This window comes from Erythrobacter sp. QSSC1-22B, from assembly GCF_001678665.1.
Classification (GTDB): Bacteria; Pseudomonadota; Alphaproteobacteria; order Sphingomonadales; family Sphingomonadaceae; genus Qipengyuania.
Genome location: NZ_LZRP01000001.1, coordinates 107,021 through 125,245, shown reverse-complemented (window position 1 = coordinate 125,245; position 18,225 = coordinate 107,021). Strand labels below are relative to the sequence as shown.

At 64.3% G+C, this 18,225-nt stretch carries 19 protein-coding genes and 1 tRNA gene; 3 read left to right on the top strand and 17 right to left on the bottom strand.

All coding sequences use genetic code 11. The features are described from left to right. Positions 1 to 42: 42 nt before the first annotated feature. Positions 43 to 1,311 (top strand): GTPase HflX, encoded by a 1,269-nt coding sequence (gene hflX / locus A9995_RS00555; protein ID WP_082992389.1) that lies wholly within the window; start codon positions 43 to 45, stop codon positions 1,309 to 1,311. Here the strand turns inward: hflX and mazG are convergent. The 10 genes from mazG to A9995_RS00510 are packed head-to-tail and all read right to left on the bottom strand — an operon-like array spanning position 1,308 to position 10,167. Next, complete coding sequence (mazG, locus tag A9995_RS00550) at positions 1,308 to 2,078, bottom strand: nucleoside triphosphate pyrophosphohydrolase (RefSeq protein WP_067607688.1); 771 nt, start codon at positions 2,076 to 2,078, stop codon at positions 1,308 to 1,310. The genes hflX and mazG overlap by 4 nt on opposite strands. Before the next feature lie 53 nt (positions 2,079 to 2,131). Beyond that, the gene (locus A9995_RS16900) at positions 2,132 to 2,302 is read right to left on the bottom strand and encodes a hypothetical protein (RefSeq protein WP_168157302.1); all 171 of its coding nucleotides are present in this window, start codon (positions 2,300 to 2,302) and stop codon (positions 2,132 to 2,134) included. Next, positions 2,299 to 3,066: an MBL fold metallo-hydrolase gene (locus A9995_RS00545; protein WP_067607685.1), complete on the bottom strand. Its 768-nt coding sequence runs from the start codon at positions 3,064 to 3,066 to the stop codon at positions 2,299 to 2,301. The genes A9995_RS16900 and A9995_RS00545 overlap by 4 nt, the downstream gene beginning before the upstream one ends. Continuing rightward, positions 3,063 to 3,839 (bottom strand): TatD family hydrolase, encoded by a 777-nt coding sequence (locus A9995_RS00540; protein WP_067607682.1) that lies wholly within the window; start codon positions 3,837 to 3,839, stop codon positions 3,063 to 3,065. Before A9995_RS00540 ends, A9995_RS00545 begins: the two co-directional genes overlap by 4 nt. Beyond that, positions 3,839 to 5,395 (bottom strand): methionine--tRNA ligase, encoded by a 1,557-nt coding sequence (gene metG / locus A9995_RS00535; protein ID WP_067607679.1) that lies wholly within the window; start codon positions 5,393 to 5,395, stop codon positions 3,839 to 3,841. Before metG ends, A9995_RS00540 begins: the two co-directional genes overlap by 1 nt. Further along, on the bottom strand, positions 5,388 to 6,335 hold the full coding sequence (locus A9995_RS00530; RefSeq protein ID WP_067607676.1) for a DNA polymerase III subunit delta': 948 nt from the start codon (positions 6,333 to 6,335) through the stop codon (positions 5,388 to 5,390). The genes metG and A9995_RS00530 overlap by 8 nt, the downstream gene beginning before the upstream one ends. Then, the gene (gene tmk / locus A9995_RS00525) at positions 6,332 to 6,976 is read right to left on the bottom strand and encodes a dTMP kinase (RefSeq protein ID WP_067607673.1); all 645 of its coding nucleotides are present in this window, start codon (positions 6,974 to 6,976) and stop codon (positions 6,332 to 6,334) included. Before tmk ends, A9995_RS00530 begins: the two co-directional genes overlap by 4 nt. Next, positions 6,973 to 8,127: a D-alanyl-D-alanine carboxypeptidase family protein gene (locus A9995_RS00520; protein WP_233998029.1), complete on the bottom strand. Its 1,155-nt coding sequence runs from the start codon at positions 8,125 to 8,127 to the stop codon at positions 6,973 to 6,975. The genes tmk and A9995_RS00520 overlap by 4 nt, the downstream gene beginning before the upstream one ends. A gap of 32 nt (positions 8,128 to 8,159) precedes the next feature. Then, on the bottom strand, positions 8,160 to 9,167 hold the full coding sequence (locus tag A9995_RS00515; RefSeq protein ID WP_233998028.1) for an SPOR domain-containing protein: 1,008 nt from the start codon (positions 9,165 to 9,167) through the stop codon (positions 8,160 to 8,162). Then, the gene (locus A9995_RS00510; RefSeq protein ID WP_199797188.1) at positions 9,151 to 10,167 is read right to left on the bottom strand and encodes a lytic murein transglycosylase; all 1,017 of its coding nucleotides are present in this window, start codon (positions 10,165 to 10,167) and stop codon (positions 9,151 to 9,153) included. Before A9995_RS00510 ends, A9995_RS00515 begins: the two co-directional genes overlap by 17 nt. A gap of 162 nt (positions 10,168 to 10,329) precedes the next feature. Here A9995_RS00510 and A9995_RS00505 point away from each other — a divergent pair. Then, positions 10,330 to 10,419: transfer RNA gene (locus tag A9995_RS00505), tRNA-Ser, on the top strand. 27 nt (positions 10,420 to 10,446) lie between these two features. On the opposite strand, the gene A9995_RS16895 is transcribed toward A9995_RS00505, so the two are convergent. The 5 genes from A9995_RS16895 to A9995_RS00485 all read right to left on the bottom strand — a co-directional run bounded on the left by A9995_RS16895 (position 10,447) and on the right by A9995_RS00485 (position 14,545). After that, positions 10,447 to 10,620, bottom strand: a complete 174-nt coding sequence (locus tag A9995_RS16895) for a hypothetical protein (protein WP_168157301.1) — start codon at positions 10,618 to 10,620, stop codon at positions 10,447 to 10,449. A gap of 97 nt (positions 10,621 to 10,717) precedes the next feature. Beyond that, on the bottom strand, positions 10,718 to 12,127 hold the full coding sequence (gene lpdA / locus A9995_RS00500) for a dihydrolipoyl dehydrogenase (protein ID WP_067607662.1): 1,410 nt from the start codon (positions 12,125 to 12,127) through the stop codon (positions 10,718 to 10,720). A 164-nt stretch (positions 12,128 to 12,291) separates the two neighbouring features. Next, positions 12,292 to 12,714, bottom strand: a complete 423-nt coding sequence (locus A9995_RS00495) for an acyl-CoA thioesterase (RefSeq protein WP_067607659.1) — start codon at positions 12,712 to 12,714, stop codon at positions 12,292 to 12,294. Further along, positions 12,711 to 13,196, bottom strand: coding sequence for a hypothetical protein (locus A9995_RS00490; RefSeq protein WP_067607656.1), 486 nt, complete (start codon positions 13,194 to 13,196; stop codon positions 12,711 to 12,713). Before A9995_RS00490 ends, A9995_RS00495 begins: the two co-directional genes overlap by 4 nt. A gap of 14 nt (positions 13,197 to 13,210) precedes the next feature. After that, positions 13,211 to 14,545, bottom strand: a complete 1,335-nt coding sequence (locus tag A9995_RS00485) for a pyruvate dehydrogenase complex dihydrolipoamide acetyltransferase (protein WP_067607653.1) — start codon at positions 14,543 to 14,545, stop codon at positions 13,211 to 13,213. Positions 14,546 to 14,698: 153 nt separating this feature from the next. Here A9995_RS00485 and A9995_RS00480 point away from each other — a divergent pair, with 153 nt between their 5' ends. After that, positions 14,699 to 15,151, top strand: coding sequence for a universal stress protein (locus A9995_RS00480; protein WP_067607651.1), 453 nt, complete (start codon positions 14,699 to 14,701; stop codon positions 15,149 to 15,151). Between the two features lie 27 nt (positions 15,152 to 15,178). On the opposite strand, the gene A9995_RS00475 is transcribed toward A9995_RS00480, so the two are convergent. Both A9995_RS00475 and rnr read right to left on the bottom strand, forming a co-directional pair. Beyond that, positions 15,179 to 15,694, bottom strand: coding sequence for a redoxin domain-containing protein (locus A9995_RS00475; RefSeq protein WP_067607648.1), 516 nt, complete (start codon positions 15,692 to 15,694; stop codon positions 15,179 to 15,181). Positions 15,695 to 15,762: 68 nt separating this feature from the next. Beyond that, positions 15,763 to 18,204, bottom strand: coding sequence for a ribonuclease R (rnr, locus tag A9995_RS00470; RefSeq protein WP_067609383.1), 2,442 nt, complete (start codon positions 18,202 to 18,204; stop codon positions 15,763 to 15,765). Positions 18,205 to 18,225 lie beyond the last annotated feature (21 nt).

Below are 18,225 nucleotides of genomic sequence, written 5' to 3'. Positions count from 1 at the left end.
GATGATGATCTGCTAGGTGAAGTCTCGCGCGGTGCGCGAGCTTTGGTTATTTGTCCCGATATTCGCGGCCAGTCCTATGAACTCGATGCCGAGTCCCGGCTCGAGGAGGCAAAGGGGCTGGCGCTGGCGATCGGGATCGTAATCGCCGAGGGCTTCATCTTGCCCGTCCGCCAGGTGAAGCCCAATCTGCTGTTCGGCTCAGGGCAGGTCGACAACATCCGCATCCAGTGCGAACAGGAAGAGGCCGAACTGGTGGTGGTCGACGGGACGCTCACTCCGATCCAGCAGCGCAATCTCGAAGACAAGCTGGCACGCAAGGTCATCGACCGGACCGGACTGATCCTCGAAATCTTCGGCGAGCGCGCCGCGACCGCCGAAGGGCGGTTGCAGGTCGAACTCGCCCATCTCGATTACCAGCAGAGCCGCCTCGTCCGCAGCTGGACTCACCTCGAACGCCAGCGCGGCGGCTACGGATTCCTCGGCGGTCCCGGCGAGACGCAGATCGAGGCCGACCGTCGCCAGATCCGCCAGCGCATGTCACAACTGCGCAAGGAGCTGGAGCAGGTCCGCAAGACGCGGGCCCTGCATCGCGCCAGACGGGGCAGGGCACCCTGGCCGGTGATCGCGCTTGTCGGCTATACCAACGCTGGAAAGTCGACGCTGTTCAACAGCTTGACCGGTTCCGACGTCATGGCGGAAGACCTGCTCTTTGCCACGCTCGACCCGACCATGCGGGCGATTGAATTGCCGGTTGTCGAGAAGGCAATCCTGTCGGATACGGTGGGCTTCATCTCCGATTTGCCGACCCAATTGGTGGCGGCCTTCCGCGCCACGCTCGAAGAGGTCACGGGCGCCGATGTCATCGTCCATGTCCGCGACATGGCCAATCCCGACGCGGCCGCGCAGAAGCAACAGGTTCTGCAGATCCTGACCGATCTCGACGTGATCGATAGGGAGAGCGGAGTCAGTGAAATCCCGGTGCTTGAAGCATGGAACAAGTTCGACGCATTATCCGATGAGCGGCGCGATGAACTGACCGAAATCGCCTCGCATGACGACAAGAACGTTCCAATCTCGGCGCTGACCGGGGAGGGGGTCGAAAACCTCCTCCGGCGGATCGACGCACTGCTGACGCTGGATTCGCGAACCTATCGGATCGAGGTTGCTGCCGGTGACGGAATGCGGATCGCCTGGCTGCACCAGCATGGTCAGGTAAACGAGGAAACAAGCACCGATCTCGGTGAAGGGCCCGTAAGGCTTTTATCGGTACGGCTCACTCCGAAAGAATTCGGCAGGTTTTCCTCGCTTTAGCGGGTGCTCTTCTCATCCCGCTTGACTGCCTGCCAGAGTTCCTCCTGCTGATCGAGCGTCAGATCGGGAAAGGTATACCCGGAGCGGGTTTCCATCGCCCGAAATCGGCGCTCGAATTTGCGGTTGGCTGAGCGCAGCGCTTCTTCGGCATCGATCCCATAAGCTCGCACCAGATTGACTGCGGCGAACAGGAGGTCGCCCGCCTCTTCCTCTTTCGTGAGTGAAGAGGCCTCTTCAAGCTCTTCGATTTCCTCAAAAACCTTGGCCTTGGGCCCTTCGGTATCCGGCCAATCGAAACCGACGCGCGCTGCTCGCTTCTGGAGCTTCTGCGCGCGCAACAAGGCCGGGAGTGCCTTTGCGACACCATCCAGCGCGCTGGTCGCTCCGGCAGCCTCACGCTCGGCCTGCTTGAGGTTTTCCCAGCGCGTTTCGCCCATGGTTCCGGTCCCGTTGCCAAAAATATGCGGGTGGCGCGCCTCCATTTTGTCTGAAATCGAGCGCGCGACATCGGCAAAGGCAAAATGTCCGGCTTCTTCCGCGATACGGGCGTGAAACACGACCTGAAGCAAGAGATCGCCAAGTTCTCCCTGGAGATCGGTCATGTCAGCACGTTCGATCGCATCGGCGACCTCATAGGCTTCCTCGATCGTGTAAGGCGCGATCGATGCAAAGTCCTGCGCCCGATCCCATTCGCATCCGCGCTCGGGATCACGCAAGCGAGCCATGATGGCGAGGAGGCGGGTCAGTTGGCTGGGCGCGTCGGACATACTGGAATGATAATATATATTATGTTAAATCAGAAGGTGCGTGGTTTGGGCTCTCATCCCTCGATCACGCTGATGAAAAGCACGACGATCGCAAAGATTGCGGCCCAGGCCAACGCCATTACGACGCCTCTCTTGAGCGACAGGCGATGCGCGGATAGCGCGCTCACTGCCAACACCAGAAAGCCCACCAGCGAGATGATCGAGACGATATCGAATTGGCTCATGCGGCAAGCTCCAGCCCATCGTAACCCACGAGCACGCGTTTTGGGACTTCCTCCGACAGCGCGCGATAGTCCATGCTCTTGTCGAGATGCGTCAGCACGGTCTGCTTGGCCTTGGTCTTCGACGCCAGCTCCAGCGCCAGACCCAGACAGGCATGCGTAGGATGCGGCTGACGGCGCAGGCAATCGGTGACGAGCAGATCGACGCCGGAGAAGCAGGACAACATTTGCGGCGTGATTTCGCTGTAATCGGTCGCATAGACCAGCGATGCGCCATCGGCCTCGAGCCGGAAACCGGTGCTGTGGGTCGGTCCATGCGGCATTTCGACCCAATCGAGCGAGAAGCCGGCGATCAACCGCTGGTCCCGCAGGTCCGACAGTTCGATCAGCGTCGGATAACCATGCTGACCCTCGAAGACATAATCGAACCGCTTGCGCAGGTTCTTCGCAGTCTTTGGCTCGGCATAGCCCGGCAGCGCGTTGCTGCGCCCGTAACGCATCACCCGCAGATCGTCGATCCCGTGGCAATGATCGGCGTGGTCATGCGTCCACAGCACCGCATCGACGCGTTCGATGTCATTGGCGAGCAATTGCTGGCGCAGATCGGTGGATGTGTCGATCAGGATCCGTTGGCCGGCGTCGTTTTCGACCAGGATCGAGACGCGGGTCCGGCGGTTGCGCGGTTCGGCCGGGTCGCATTCGCCCCAGTCGTTGCCTATCCGCGGCACACCCGTCGAAGTGCCCGAGCCAAGCATCAGCAGTTTCATGCGGCTGCCTTCGAGAACAAAGCATGAAAATTGCGCGTGGTCGTCTCGGCCAGCTGCTCGAGGCTCTCGCCGCGCAATTCGGCGAGGAACGTAGCGGTGTCGCGCACGAAGCCGGGCTCGCACGGTCGGCCCCGATGCGGCACCGGCGCAAGGAAGGGACTGTCGGTTTCGACCAGCAGCCGGTCCGCCGGAACGGTTTTCGCCACCGCCTGGAGATCGCGCGCGTTCTTGAAGGTGACGATTCCCGAGATCGAGATCGACAGCCCGAGCGCCAGCACCTTCTCGCCGAATTCGGCCGAGGCGGTGAAACAGTGAATGAGCGCCGGGAAGGCACCCTTCCCCAATTCATCCTCGAGAATGGCGAGCGTGTCGTCCTCGGCATCGCGGGTGTGGATGATGACCGGCAACTGCACCTCGCGCGCCACTGCGATGTGCAGGCGGAACAGGCGCTGCTGCGCCGCGCGATCGGAATGCTCGTAATAATAGTCGAGACCGGTTTCACCGATGCCTATCACCCGCGGGTTGTCGGTGGCTTCGCGCAGAGCGGCCTCGGTTAAATCCTGGTGGTCGTCGGCGTGGTGCGGGTGGATGCCGACGCTGGCAAAGACATCGGGCTCGCGCTCGGCGGTCGCGACCACCTGATCCCATTCGGATCGCTTGGTCGAGATGTTGAGAAAGGTCTTAACGCCCGCCGCGCGTGCGCGATCGAGCACCGCGGCCTGATCCTCGACCAGACCCTTATATTCCAGATGGCAATGGCTATCGACCAGCATCAGGCGGCCTCGGTGGCGAGTTCGAGACGCGGGAACATCGGCTCTGGCTTGGCGATTCTGTGATCCGCCGCAACCAGCGCATCGTACCAGCCCGTATCGCCGAGATCGGCATAGTTGCGGGCGTCATTCGCAATGCCGAGCATGTCGAGCACGGCGCCGGCGCGGGTCGGGATGACGGGCTGGATCGCCAGCGCGAGGTCGCGGATGGCGATCACCAGCGTCAGCAGCACCGCTTCCATCCGCTCGGGATCGGTTTTCCTGAGCGCCCAGGGAGCCTGTTCGTCGACATATTGGTTGCAGGCCCAGACCGCCTGCATCCAGGCCTCGATCCCCTGGCTGAAATCGAGCGCCTCGAAGCGTTCGGGCAGCTTTTCCCGACAGGCAGTTCGCACCGTGGCGAGCAGCGCCTCGTCTGCCTCTGCCTGGGTGAACGCGCGCAGCGCGCCGTCCATGTTCTTGTGCACCATCGACAGCGCACGCTGGACCAGATTGCCGAAGCTGTTGGCCAGCTCCGCGTTGCAGCGCGCGACGATCGCTTCGGCGGAATAGCTGCCGTCCTGCCCGAAGGCGACTTCGCGCATCAGGAAATAGCGCAGATTGTCGACCCCGAAAGTCTCCGCCAGCGCCAGCGGATCGGTGACGTTCCCCAGCGACTTGGATTCCTTCTGACCGCGATTGAGGAGGAAGCCATGGCCGAACACCTTGCGCGGTGGTGGCAGATCGGCGCTCATCAGGAAAGCTGGCCAGTAGACACTGTGGAAGCGGACGATGTCCTTGCCGATCAGATGCAGACTAGCGGGCCAGAAGCGGCGCCAGTCATCGGTATCGTCGGGATAGCCCAGCCCGGTCAGATAATTGGTCAGCGCATCGACCCAGACATACATGACGTGCTCGTCGCTACCCGGGACCTTGACCCCCCAGTCAAAGCTGGTGCGGCTGACCGACAGATCGCGCAAGCCGCCCTCGACGAAGGCGATCATCTCGTTGCGCCGGCTCTCTGGTTCGAGGAAGCCGGGAGTTCCGAGCAGATCGAGCAAGGGCTGCTGATAGTTCGACAGGCGGAAGAACCAGCTTTCCTCGACGGTCCATTCGACCGGCGTGCCTTGCGGGGACAATTTCTCGCCGCTCTCCGTCTCGGTCAGTTCGCTGGCGTCGTAATAGGCTTCGTCGCGGATCGAGTACCAGCCCTCGTAGCGGTCGAGATAAAGATCGCCCTTGGCCTCCATCGCCTTCCAGATCGCCTGACTGGCACGATGGTGATCCTGCTCGACCGTGCGGATGAAGCGATCGTAGGAAATATCAAGAGCATCGTCCATTGCCTTGAAATGTCCGGACATTTCATCGGCCAGCGCGCGCGGAGTGCGGTCTTGCTCGGCGGCCTTCCGCGCCATCTTGAGGCCGTGCTCGTCAGTCCCGGTCTGGAACCGGACCTCGCGGCCTTGCAACCGCTGGAAGCGCGCGATGACATCGGCGGCGATCGCCTCATAGGCGTGGCCGATGTGCGGCCGACCGTTGGGATAGTTGATCGCGGTGGTAATGTAGAAGGGCTCAGCCATGGGTGCCCCCGCTAGACTGCGCCGCGCCGGCGAGCAAGGTGCCGATTTCCATCACCAGCAGCCCGGGATCGTAATTGTAGGTCGGCATTTCGCCCGAGAGGCGGACGAGTTCGGCATGCGCGGCGATCCGCGAAGGCAGACGCTGGCGGTCGAGATCGGCCAGTCCTTCGTCGAGGATCGAGCGCGCCAGTTCGAGCACCGCTTCAAGCCGGGCGCGATCGGGCCTGGAGCCGATCGCCGACACCAGTTCGCCGCGCAGGGTGAATTCGGGATCGCCCTGTTCGGCGATCAGATGCAGGATCTGCGCCACCGGTCCGAGGCCGAGTTCGACGAAGGCCAGCGCGCGACCGGGTGAACCGGCTGCGGCGGTGAGGGCGGCAGCGCGGGTCGCGTCGTTGGCGTCGGGCGCCAGCCGGGCCAGCAGCTCCGCAATCTCGCCATCCGCGAGCGCATGGAACCGCAGCGTCCGGCAACGCGAACGAATGGTCGGTAGCAGCTTGGCGGGGCGATGGCTGACCAGCAGGAAGAAGGTCCCTACCGGCGGCTCCTCGAGGCTCTTGAGCAGCGCATTGGAGGCGTTGCGCTCCATGTCGTCGGCGGGATCGACGATGATCGCGCGCCGCTCGCCCATGGTCGGTCGGGTATTGAGCCGCTGCTGCATCGACCGGACCTGTCCGATGGTGATGTTGCGCTTGATTTCGAAGGGCTTGCCTTCGTCGCGCTTGCGCTCCTCCTTGTCGTCCTTGGGCAGATGGGTGAGGACATGGATGTCGGGATGGTGCTCGCTGGCGGGATCCGCCCCGACCAGCTCGCGCGCCGCGGCCAGCGCGAAGTGCATCTTGCCCAGCCCCGACTTGCCCGCGAGCAGCCATGCATGATGCATCCGCTCGCCCTCCATGGCGTCGCGCCAGGCCGACCAGGCATCATCGTGGCCGATCATCCGCGCGAACCCGTCGCGAGCAGTGGTTCCAGAGCGGCGACGATACGCCCGTGAACCTCGTCCACCGAGCCTTCGCCGTCGATCAGGGCAAAGCGTTCGGGCTCGGCTGCGGCGAATTCGACAAAGGCGGCGTTGACGTTGGAGTGATAGGCCGCTTGGCGTCCGCCGATCGCGTCGGACACCGCGCCGTCGCGCGCGGCAAGCCGGGCTGCAGCGGTCGTTTCATCAACGGCGATGACCAGCGTCAGATCGGGCAACAGGCCCTCGCTGCCATATCCGTGCAAACCGCGCACAAGTTCATCGCCCAGCATTCCGGCGCTGCCCTGATAGGCGCGGCTGGAATCGAGGAAACGGTCGCACACCACCCAGCGCCCGCCCTCGAGCGCGGGCCGGATCAGACGCTCGACATGGTCCGAACGCGCCGCGGCGAACAGCAGCGCCTCGGCGCGCATCCCCCATCCCTCGCCAAGCGGATTCAACAGCAGCGCACGGATCGCCTCGGCTCCCGGCGTGCCACCCGGTTCGCGGGTGAGCAAGGTTTCAACCCCTCGTCGCTCGAGCTCGCTCGCCAGCAAGCGGGCCTGGGTCGACTTCCCCGTCCCCTCCCCACCTTCGAGCGCAATAAACCGCCGGCGCATCATGTGACCCAGCCCAGCAGGCCGTTGAACACCCGCCGCAGAGGGTTCGCCTCGACGATCGCCTGTGTCGCTACCAGAGGGACCGAATTGACTTGCTGGCCGTCGACGCTGACCAATAGCCGCGCCACTTCCTCACCCTGCGCGATCGGTGCGCGCAGAGGGCCTTCATAGCGAATGGTCAGCTTGATATTCATTTCGCGATCACGCGGGATCGACAGCCCGACAGGAGCCTGCGCCGCCAGCGGAACCGCACTGGCGCTGCCATCCTGGACACGGGCTTTGGCGATCGCCTCGTCCTTTTCGAACAGGCGGACGCCGGCGAAATTGGCGAAACCCCATTCGATGAGATCGCGCGACGCCGAGTTGCGCGTACGTCCGCTGGGGCTGGCAGCGACAACCATCATCAGCCGTCGCCCGTTGCGCTCGGCGCTGCCGAGAAAGCCATAGCCGGCCTGATTGGTAAAGCCGGTCTTGATCCCGTCCGCGCCCTCGACCCTGCCGGTGATGGGATCGTGATTGCGCTGGGTGATGCCGTTGTATTCGAGCCCGACCGCGCCAAAGAAGTGGCGATATTTCTCCGGGTGTTGAAGCACCAAAGCGCTGCCCATCGTCACCAGATCGCGGGCGGTGGTGAAGGTCCGTCCGTCGTCCATCCAGCCGTTGGGGGTGTTGAAATGGCTGTCGTGCATGTCGTATTTGGCAGCGGTCGCGTTCATTCCCGCAAGCCATTGCGCCACCGAGCCCGCTGCGCCTTCGGCCAGCACGACCGAGGCATCATTGCCCGAAACCGTGGTGATGCCAAACAGCAGTTCCTCGACCGTCACCCGTGCATCGTCAGGTATATACATGGTCGAGCCGACGCGGCTCCAGCGCCGGAAGGTCTCGGGCCGGACGGTCATCGCCTGTTCCGGAAACAGCCGGTGATCCTCGATCATTTCGAAGGCCAGCAGTGCGGTCATCACCTTGGTGATCGAGGCCGGCATGAAGCGCCGGTCGCTCTCGCGCGCGAACAGCGTCTGGCCGCTCGACAGATCGACGAGCAGTGCGATCGGCGCGTCCTGCGCGCTGGGAGGGCGCAAGCGATCCCCCTGCGGTGCAGGGCTGGCAGCGCCCAGCATCACGGCTGCCAGGCATAGTGCGATGGTTCGGATCAAATGTGCTCCCGCCACCGGGAGCACCCGGTGGCCTATCTCAGCGTTACAATCTGGGCGCCGCTATAACCGGCACCACGCACCTTGGCGAGCGCCGCCGAGGCCTGTCCACGGGTGGCGAAAGGCCCGCTCCGCACGCGCCACAGCCTGCCGACCGGTTCGAGATAGCCGCCGATGCTCTGAGCGACGCGCTCGGCCGAGGACTTGGACGAATAGGCTCCCGCCTGCACCGCATAATCGCCGCTGGCGACCGGCCTCGGAGCGGGATTGGGAACCGCTGCCGCTGCAGTGGACGCTTCCGCAACCGCAACGGGTGCTGCCACGGTGCCGCTCGTGACCTCGTCCTCGATTGGTATCCGCGTCGAGGGCACACCGCTGTTGGGATCGACCGAGCGGATCGCCGCAGGTGCAGAGCTGGCAATAGCGGCCGGTTCCTCTCCCTCGGTGCGGGTCAGCGAAGCCGAACCCACCGCGGGAAGCTTGCGCTTGAGCACTTCGAGCAGCCCCGGCGGGGTTTCCATGCGCAGGCTTGCCATCCGGTCGCCGCGCAATTCGGCGCGCTCCTCCTCAGGCGGATTGACGCGGCGAACCCGGACCGGGGTGCCCTCGGCCACGCCGAGCTGCGCGCGCGCATCCGGCGAGAGCGCGATCAACCGCACATTGGTCATCGGCCCGCGCCGCTCGACGCGCACCAGGGTCGTCCGTCCGCTCTCGAGCGAGGTGACCTCTACATAGCTGGGTAGCGGAAGCGTCCGATGCGCAGCGCTGATCCCGGTCGCGCCCGGCTCGTCGATCGTTGCATAACCGACCTCATCGTGGTTGAGCACATCGATCGGAGTGTGAGTGATGCCATCGATGGTGAAGGGTTCGCCGACCACGACCGGATAATCGGCCTGCGGGCCTGTCTGCCCACCGGCATTGATCATCCCGTCGGACGCCATCGGCGCGCTCTCTACTGCGGTCGCTCCTGGTATGCAGGAGGCGAGCGTAAAGCCCAGCGCGACCGCACCGAAGCCGGTCAGTTTTTTAACGGGAAATCTCATCTGCCAGCAAACCCACACTCATGGCGTAGTAATTGGAGCAGTTATATTCGAGGATAACCCGATAATTTGACGTTAACAGCCAAGCCGGTGTGCCAGGCCCATCGGGCTGGAACAGCGAGGCCATCGTGGTTTCACCAAGCGGGCGCAGCGGCTGCACACCGAGCGCGCGCCACTCGGCTACCGTCTTGAATTGGCTGTGCCGCTCGTGGACGCGCGGGCAGACGGCCGCGACAAGCTCGGTGCTGACGGCGTTGGTGTCGAATCCGCGTGGCACAGAGGCGCTCACGCCCCAGGGCTGGCCGGTGCGCCAGCCGGCATCGCGGAAATAATTGGCGATCGAGGCCAGCGTATCGGCGCGGTTGGTAAAGATGTTTGCCGCCCCATCGCCATCACCATCGCTAGCGAGGCGCAGATAGACGCTCGGCAGGAATTGCGGATTGCCGAAAGCACCGGCCCAACTACCCTGGAGCTCCGACCGCGAATAACCGCGATCCGCGACTTTCATCAAAGCGAGAAACTCGCCCTCGAACAACTCGCGGCGGCGCCCCTCCCAGGCCAGCGTGGCCAAGGCTTGCGACAGATCGAACCCGCCACGGACAGCGCCATAGGCCGTCTCGTGGCCCCAGATGGCGACGAGGATTTCTCCAGGCACACCATAGTCTCGCTCGACGGCGCCGAGCGTCGCGCGGGCGTCGGCGTACGCGCGCCGGCCGCCGTTGATCCGCGCGGAATCGACGTGGCGTGCAATGTAATCTGAAACCGGAGGGAATCCCGATCTGGTCGGCGATCCCGGCTGGGCCTGATCGAGTTCGATGACCCGGCGATTGGGCTCGAGCCCTGCGGTCATCCGGGTGATCGTTCCATCGCTGACGCCCTGAGCACGGGCCTTGGCCATGAGCAGTTGCACATAGGCATCAAAGGACATGTCCTGAGCGTAGGCGGGCTGCGCGGCGAAGATCGCGGCGGCAATGGCCATGGTCCTGCTCAGCCGTTTGAGCATCGGGCGTTCGAATATCATAGGTGCTCCCTCGCACATCGCCAATGAACGCGATATGTCTTGCGGCTCCTATCCACGGCGGGCTGGCTTGTTCCAGAGAAGCGGGCATCTCGGCGCGTCAGGGCGTGACAATCCTGTGCTTGCGCATTAATGGCGGCGACGAGCGGACAGGTGGCAGAGTGGTCGAATGCACCGGTCTTGAAAACCGGCAAGGGTGCAAGCCCTTCGTGGGTTCGAATCCCACCCTGTCCGCCATTGTTGTCAGTCAGTCCGGCTGAATGATCATTTCTTCTTGCCCACCAATGACTGCGCCCGGCGGTCCTTCACCGGATAATCGGTGGCCTTGACGCTCGACTGATTCTTCAGTGCCCTATGATCCTCAACGATGCCGCCGGTGCGGTCACCGAGGTTCTTGTCTTTTTCGCCCTGCGGATCGTCGTCGATTTCGTATTCCATATGTCGTCTCCTTAAAGGTCCAACCGATCAGGAGGCAAACCGGCACAGGCACTGACGACGAGCCGAGGGGTTGGCGCGGTGAGACGCAACGCGCGCGTCAGATGTGCAGCGCGCGGTCGTACGCAGCCAGCACGCTTTCGTGCATCATCTCCGAGAGGGTCGGGTGCGGGAAGATCGTCTGCATGAGCTCAGCCTCGGTGGTTTCGAGCTGCTTGCCCACGGTGTACCCTTGGATCAGCTCGGTGACCTCTGCCCCGATCATATGCGCGCCGAGCAATTCCCCGGTCTTGGCATCGAACACCGTTTTGACGAAGCCCTCGGCCTCGCCGAGCGCGATGGCCTTGCCGTTGCCGATGAAGGGGAAGCTGCCGACCCGGACCTCGTGCCCGGCCTCTTTCGCCTTGGCCTCGGTCAGTCCGACGCTGGCGATCTGCGGGTGGCAATAGGTGCAGCCGGGGATGTTGGCTCGGTCAAGCGCGTGGGGCGCGACCTCCTTGTTACCCAGTTCCTGCGCGATCGCTTCGGCGGCGGTGACACCCTCGTGGCTGGCCTTGTGCGCCAGCCAAGGGCCGGGAGTGCAGTCGCCGATGGCCCACAGCCCCTTCGACTTCGTTCGCCCGTAGGGATCGATCTGGACAAAGCCGCGATCCATTTCGGCGAGCTTCTCGAGCCCGATATCCTCGGTGTTGGGGACGATGCCCACGGCGACGATCACATGGCAGAATTCGGTGGTCTCGACCTTGCCATCCTTGCCCTTGATCTTGGCGGTCACTCCCTTGGCTGCGACCTTCAGATCCTCGACGCCGGCGCCGGTCTTGATCGTAATGCCCTGTTTGGTCAGCGTTTTCGCCAGGAAGGCGGAGACTTCCTCGTCCTCGACCGGGACAACGCGGTCGAGCATTTCGACCACGGTCACCTCGGCGCCCATGTCGTTGTAGAAGCTTGCAAACTCGATCCCGATTGCGCCCGAGCCGATGACCAGCAGCTTGGTCGGCATTTCCTTCGGCGTCATCGCGTGGCGATAGGTCCAGACGCGCTTGCCGTCTGCCTTGGCGAAGGGCAGCTCGCGCGCACGTGCGCCGGTCGCGACGATGACGTGTTTCGCCTCGAGCTTTTCTTCGCCCTTGTCGGTCTTGACCGTCAGCGAGGTCGGGCCGGTGAGCCGACCCTCGCCCATATGCACCACGATCTTGTTCTTCTTCATCAGGTGCGTGACACCCTGATTGAGCTGTTTGGCGACCCCGCGGCTGCGCTTGACCACTGCGTCGAGATCGGCCTCGATCTCCTTGGCCTTGAGCCCATAGTCGCCCGCGTTCTGCATGTAGTGGAAGATTTCGGCCGAGCGCAGCAGCGCCTTGGTGGGGATGCAGCCCCAGTTGAGGCAGATCCCGCCGAGCAGTTCGCGCTCGACGATTGCGGTTTTGAGGCCGAGCTGCGCAGCGCGGATCGCCGCGACATAGCCTCCCGGCCCGCTTCCCAGCACGATCAGATCGTATTTCTCAGCCATGCGAACCCTGTTGTTTACGGTAATTGGCCAGCGCGAAGGCCACAATCGGAGCTGACACTCTCGTGGGTTTCAAGCGGTCGTTTGCCGGAGCCGCGAATGCTGAGGAAAGATGAATACGAAGCATCGCGCGAGCATGGCCCGGCGCAAACTCTGTAGGGAAGCGTTCAGGCATCGTTCTGCGCGCCTGCCTTGTCGCGCGATGGCAACGCCGCTTCGGCCGAGAGGCGCACCGGACGCGGGCGATCCTCGTCGTCGAGCAGGACGAATTTGAATGTTCCTTCGGCGACGCGGGTGCTCGCCTCGCCATTGCGTTCGCGCGCGATCGCCTCGGCGGCGACGGTCATGGAAGTTTTGCCGACTGCAGCGATCTCGCAATAGACCGACAGCTCGTCGCCCACCGCCATCGCGCCGGGAAAGGCGAAATCGCTGGCCGAGACGACCACCGCCTTGCCCTGCCCCGCACGGCTCGCCAGCGCGCCAGCGCCAAGCGCCATCTGGCTCATCAGCCAACCCCCGAACACCCCCCCATAGGGATTGGTATCGGCCGGCATGGCGGTGACGCGGATCAGCGGGACGCGCTCGGTCATGATTGGCTTCCCATCAGTCGAATGTATTCCTCGCGGACCCAGCCCGAGCGGCACGGACCCTCGTAATTGCGCGCATCCGGAACCGGCGACCCGGTCCCGCAATCGAGCAGCTCCTCGAGCGCCTCGCCTTCTGCAGCCTCGGCAACCGGGGGCGGATAGACGATGCCGATCCAGCCGCCGACCTTCTGGCACATGGCAACGCCGGTGCCAGCCGCCAGCTGATCGACCTCGGCTGCGCTTCCGGCCGGCGCGGCGCGGACCGTAAGCGTGTCTTCGCCGCGCGGATTGAAACTGGTGACCTCGCCATAGCTGGCGCAGGCAGCGAAGCGCCGCCCGTCGAACCCGATCTGCACCGGGCGGGCATCGACCACGGCAGCGTCCTCGGCGGATTGCGTATCGTAGGTGCGCGCCTCGCCCTGATCGGTTTGGTAGTCGCAGGCGGTCGCACCCAGCAGCAGGACGATAGCGGAGGGGCCGGCCATGTGGCTCGTCTTTATCAAACCACCAGCCCCATCGGGTTTTCGCACAATTGCTTGAAGGCTTCCATCAGCTGCGCGCCATCGGCGCCGTCGATGGCGCGGTGGTCGAAGCTGCCGCTGGCGGTCATCACGGTGGCGATCTGCAGCGAGCCGTCGACCACATAGGGGCGCGGCTCGCCCGCGCCGACCGCCATGATCATCCCCTGCGGCGGGTTGATGACCGCGTCGAACTGCTTGATCCCGAACATGCCCAGATTGGACAGGCTGGCGGTGCCGCCCTGATATTCGTGCGGCTGCAATTTGCCATCGCGCGCCTTCTCGGCCAGCGCTTTCATCTGGGTGCTGATCGAGGCCAGCCCGCGGGTGTCGGCTTCGGTGATGATCGGGGTGATCAGCCCGCTGGGTGCGGCGACCGCCACCGAGACATCGGCGCGCGAATATTTGTGGATCGTCTCGCGCTGGAAGCTGACGTTGCATTGCGGCACCCGCATCAGCGCACGCGCCAGCGCCTTGATCAGCAGATCGTTGACCGACAGCTTGACCCCGTCCGCCTCGAGCGTGGCGTTGATCTGCTTGCGCAGATCGAGCAGCGCATCGAGCCGGACATCGACCGCGAGATAGTAATGCGGGACCTGCTGCTTGCTCTCGGTAAGCCGCCGCGCGATGATCTTGCGGACGCTGGAGAGTTTTTCTTCCTCATACGGCGCGCCATGGTCGCTGGCGGAAGCGGGTTTTGCAGGTGCCTTGGCGGAGGGCTGGTCGGCTTGCGCGTCTTCCTGGCTCTTCGCGGGCGCTGTGGTACCTGCCTCGGCGCTCTCGACATCGGCCTTGACGATACGGCCGTTGGGACCGCTCCCGGTCACGGTCGCGAGGTCGATACCCTGCTGTTCGGCGATACGCTTGGCGAGCGGGCTGGCGATGATGCGGTCGCCTGTCGGTTCTGGCGCGGGTTCGGGTGCGGCTCGGCCGGCATCCGCCGCCTTTTCGGCCTTTTCGCCCTTATCACCTTCAACGGGTTCGGGGTCCTTTTGGGCTTCGGGCTCTTTTTCGGCCTCGGGCTCTTCCCCCTCATCGGCGGTCCCGCCCTTCGCCACCTCGTCCACATCCTCGCCCTCTTCGGCGAGCATCGCGATCACGGTTCCGACCTTGACCCCCTCGGTGCCTTCCTCGACCGCGATCGAGGCCAGAATGCCTTCATCCACCGCTTCGAATTCCATTGTCGCCTTGTCGGTTTCGATCTCGGCCATGAGATCGCCCGAGCTGATGGTATCGCCCGGCTTGACCAGCCATTTGGCGAGCGTGCCTTCCTCCATGGTGGGAGACAGGGCGGGCATCTTGATGGCGATCGGCATGGGGTGAAGCGCGTCCTCGCTGCGTCGGAATGGCGTGCCGCACCTCTGGCCAATTTGCCCGCTTCCCGCAAGGTTCTTGCGAAGCGCGGGTTTATCCCGGATACCCCGCGCGAAAGATCTGGCCCGGAACCGGGTGGGGATCGGAGGCAAAAGATGCGCAAATATCTGGTCGTCATGGACGAAACCGAAGAAGCCAAGAGCGCGCTGCGCTTCGCCAGCCACCGCGCCGCGCAGACCGGCGGATCAGTGCATATCCTGGCGCTGGTGCCGCGGCAGAATTTCAACGCTTTTGGCGGGGTGCAGGCGACCATCGAGCAGGAAGCGCGCGAGCGGGCTGAGGTCATGGCCAATTCGGCAGCGGGGAATATCTTTGCCGAAAGCGGCAAGATGCCGCAGATCGCGGTGCGGCTTGGCGATCCCGAAACAATCGTGCGGGGTTATCTGGAGGAGCGCGAGGATATCGCCGCGCTGGTGCTGGGCGCGGGCTCCGAAGGCGGCCCGGGACCGTTGGTGAGCCATTTTTCCGCGCACGCCGGGACGCTGCCCTGCCCGCTCTACATCATTCCCGGCGGGCTCGACCGCGAGGCGCTCGACCGGCTGGCTTGAGCGGGTCCGGATCCGCTGCGATAGCGCTCAGGTGAGCGTACCGCGGGTCGGGTAATCCTTCTTGGTGACGATATCTATGCCCTCGAGCAGCTGGTCGAGATCGGGCCGGGTAAAGGGCGCGCTCTGAACCACCTCGAAAAAGACCGACCGATCGGGCCTGAGCAGGAACAGTCCGGGCTCGGAAAACACTTTCGGCTCATCGCTGTCGGCGCGCGCGCCGGACAGGAACAATCCCCATTCGCGCGCCTGATCCTCGCTCAGCGAATGCGCCAGCGGGAGGTCGTGCGTTTCCCAATCCTCATGCGCGGTCGCTGCGCGCTCTGGGGAATCCATCGAGATCGCAAAGACATTGACCCCGCGGCTGGTGAAATCATCCAGTCGGCCACCGAGCTCTGTGAGGTATTGCTTGCAGATCGGGCAGTGGCTGCCGCGATAGAACACCAGCATGGTGAAAGCATCGGGATGCTGATCGGACAGCACGAACCGCGCCTTGATGGTCAGCGGAAGGTCGAGGTCGGGGGCGGCGGCGCCGGGGGTGATCATTGGGGGCAGTCTCCTTTCCCCAATCAATGAGTGCGGCGAGCGGCTGTTCCGGTCCGACCTCGGCTCGGCTACTTCTTCTTGCGCCCCTGGTGCCTGATGTTCGCTGGCCTGCCGCGCTGGCCCTGCGCATGCTGACCCGTCTCGGGCTTGCCTTGTGCAGGCTTGCCTCCTGCGGGTTTGCCCTGCGCGGGCCTACCTCCTGCAGGCTTCCCCTGACCGGGTTTGCCCTTCGGCGGTCCGGCATTGCCCTTGGACTGGCCGTTCTTGCCGCCGCGTCCACCGGAACGCCCGCCGGGACGTCCGCCGCCCGACTTGTTGCGCCCGTCGTCGCGTTTGCCACGCGGTTCGATTCCCTTGCCTTCGCTCTCGGGCACCGCGAATTTGAGCGCGCCCGTCAAAGCGTTGGCTTCGGCCAGCGTCAGCTTGAGCTTGTCGCCCACCGAATAGCTCGTGCCGCTGCCCTCGCCCTTCAGCGTCTGCGACGCCTCGTCGTAGCGGAAATATTCGCGGCCCAGCGTCGAGACCGGGACCAGCCCGTCGCCGCCCAGCTTTTCGATCGTCGCGAAGAAACCGAAGCCCTGCACCCCGGTGATCCGGGTGTCGAAGGTCTCGCCCACCCGGCCCGAGAGCCAGGCGGCGACATAGCGGTCGGTCGTATCGCGCTCGGCCTCCATCGCGCGGCGTTCGGTCTGGCTGATCGCGTCGCTGATCGCCTGCAGCGAATCGCGGTCGCGATCGGCGAGACCGCTACCCGGCGGCAATCCGCCGCTCGGCTTGGGCTGTTCGAGCTTGTAGCCATCAACCAGCGCGCGGTGGACCAGCAGATCGGCATAGCGGCGGATCGGCGAGGTGAAATGCGCGTAGGAACCGAGCGAAAGCCCGAAATGGCCCGCATTTGCGGGGCCGTAATAGGCCTGCGACTGGCTCCGCAGTACCGCTTCCATCACCAGCACCTTTTCGGCCTCGTCGGTGACATCCTTGAGCAGGCGGTTGAACAGGCTGGGGGTGATCACCTGACCGAGCGCGATCTTGCGCCCCTGCGTCGCCATATATTCGCGCATCGCGATCAGCTTGTCGCGGCTCGGCGGTTCGTGAATGCGGTAGACCACCGGTGCGGTCTTGGCCTCAAGCGCTTTCGCCGCGGCGACATTGGCGGCGATCATGAAATCTTCGACCACGCGGTGGGCATCGAGCCGTTCGCGCACCGCGATCTCCTCGATCTGGCCCTTGTCGTTCAGGCGCACCTGCCGCTCGGGCAGGTCGAGCTCGAGCGGGTCGCGCGCGGTCCGCGCCTGATGGAGCAGCTTCCACGCGCCCCACAGTTGGGTCAGCGCTTCGGGTGCATCGCCGCCATCAATCGCGGCCTGCGCGTCCTCATAGGCGATGTTGCGCGCCAGCCGGACGATGGCGCGGGTGAAGCGCCATTCGGTGATCTGGCCCGCTGACGAAATCCGCAGATGGCAGGCCATTGCCGCGCGGTCGACGTCCTGCTTGAGCGAACAGACATCGGCGCTGAGCACTTCGGGAAGCATCGGCACGACCTGATCGGGGAAATAGACCGAATTGCCGCGCTTGCGGGCTTCCTTGTCGAGAGCCCCGCCGGGCCGGACGTAGAAGGCGACATCGGCGATGGCGACGATGGCACGGTAGCCACCCGATCCATCGGGTTCGGCCCAGATCGCATCGTCGTGATCGCGCGCATCGGCGGGATCGATCGCCATGATCGGCACACCGCGCAGATCTTCGCGCTTGTCGTCGGACAGCGGCAGCTTGGCAGCCTGCTTGGCCTCTTCCAGCACCTCGTCGGGGAACACGTGCGGGATGCCATGCTTGGCGATGGCGATCATACTGAAGCTCTTGGGCGCCAGCGGATCACCGACGACCTCGACGACCTTGACACCGGCGCGTGGCGAATTGCCGGTGCGCTCGACGATCACCAGCTCGCCGTCCTCGGCGCCGCCAAGATCCGAGATGGGCGAGGAATTGCGAACCTTCTTGTCCACCGGAGCAAGCCAGGCCTTGCCCGCCTGGTCGATTTCGACGACCCCCATCAGCCCTTCGGTGCGCGCTGGCAATTTCTTCATCGGATGCGCGCGCCAGCCGTGCTGGGTCTGCTCGGTGCGCGCGAGGATGCGATCGCCGCGTTTGAGCGCGCCGTGCTTCTTGCTTTCCTTGACCAGCATGCGCTGGGGCTTGTCTTCCGCCTCGCCATCCTGACCCTCGGGTTCGGCGTAGAGCTCGCCATCCTCGATCGACACGATCTTGAGCACGGTGACCTTGGGGACATCGCCCTTGCGGTGATAGGCGGTGCGCTTGCCGTCGATCAGCCCTTCTTCGGCCATCTGCTTGAGCCGCTTCTTGAGCGTGATCTTCTCCTGGCCCTTCAATCCGAAGGCCTTGGCGATCTCGCGCTTGCCGGCTGCGCCATCGTAGCCCTGGATGAATTCGATGATTTCGGTCTGGGAAGGCATGCCGGCGGTCCGGCGATTGTTATCGGTTTTGTCATTCATGCCCGCCATATGGGGTCGCGG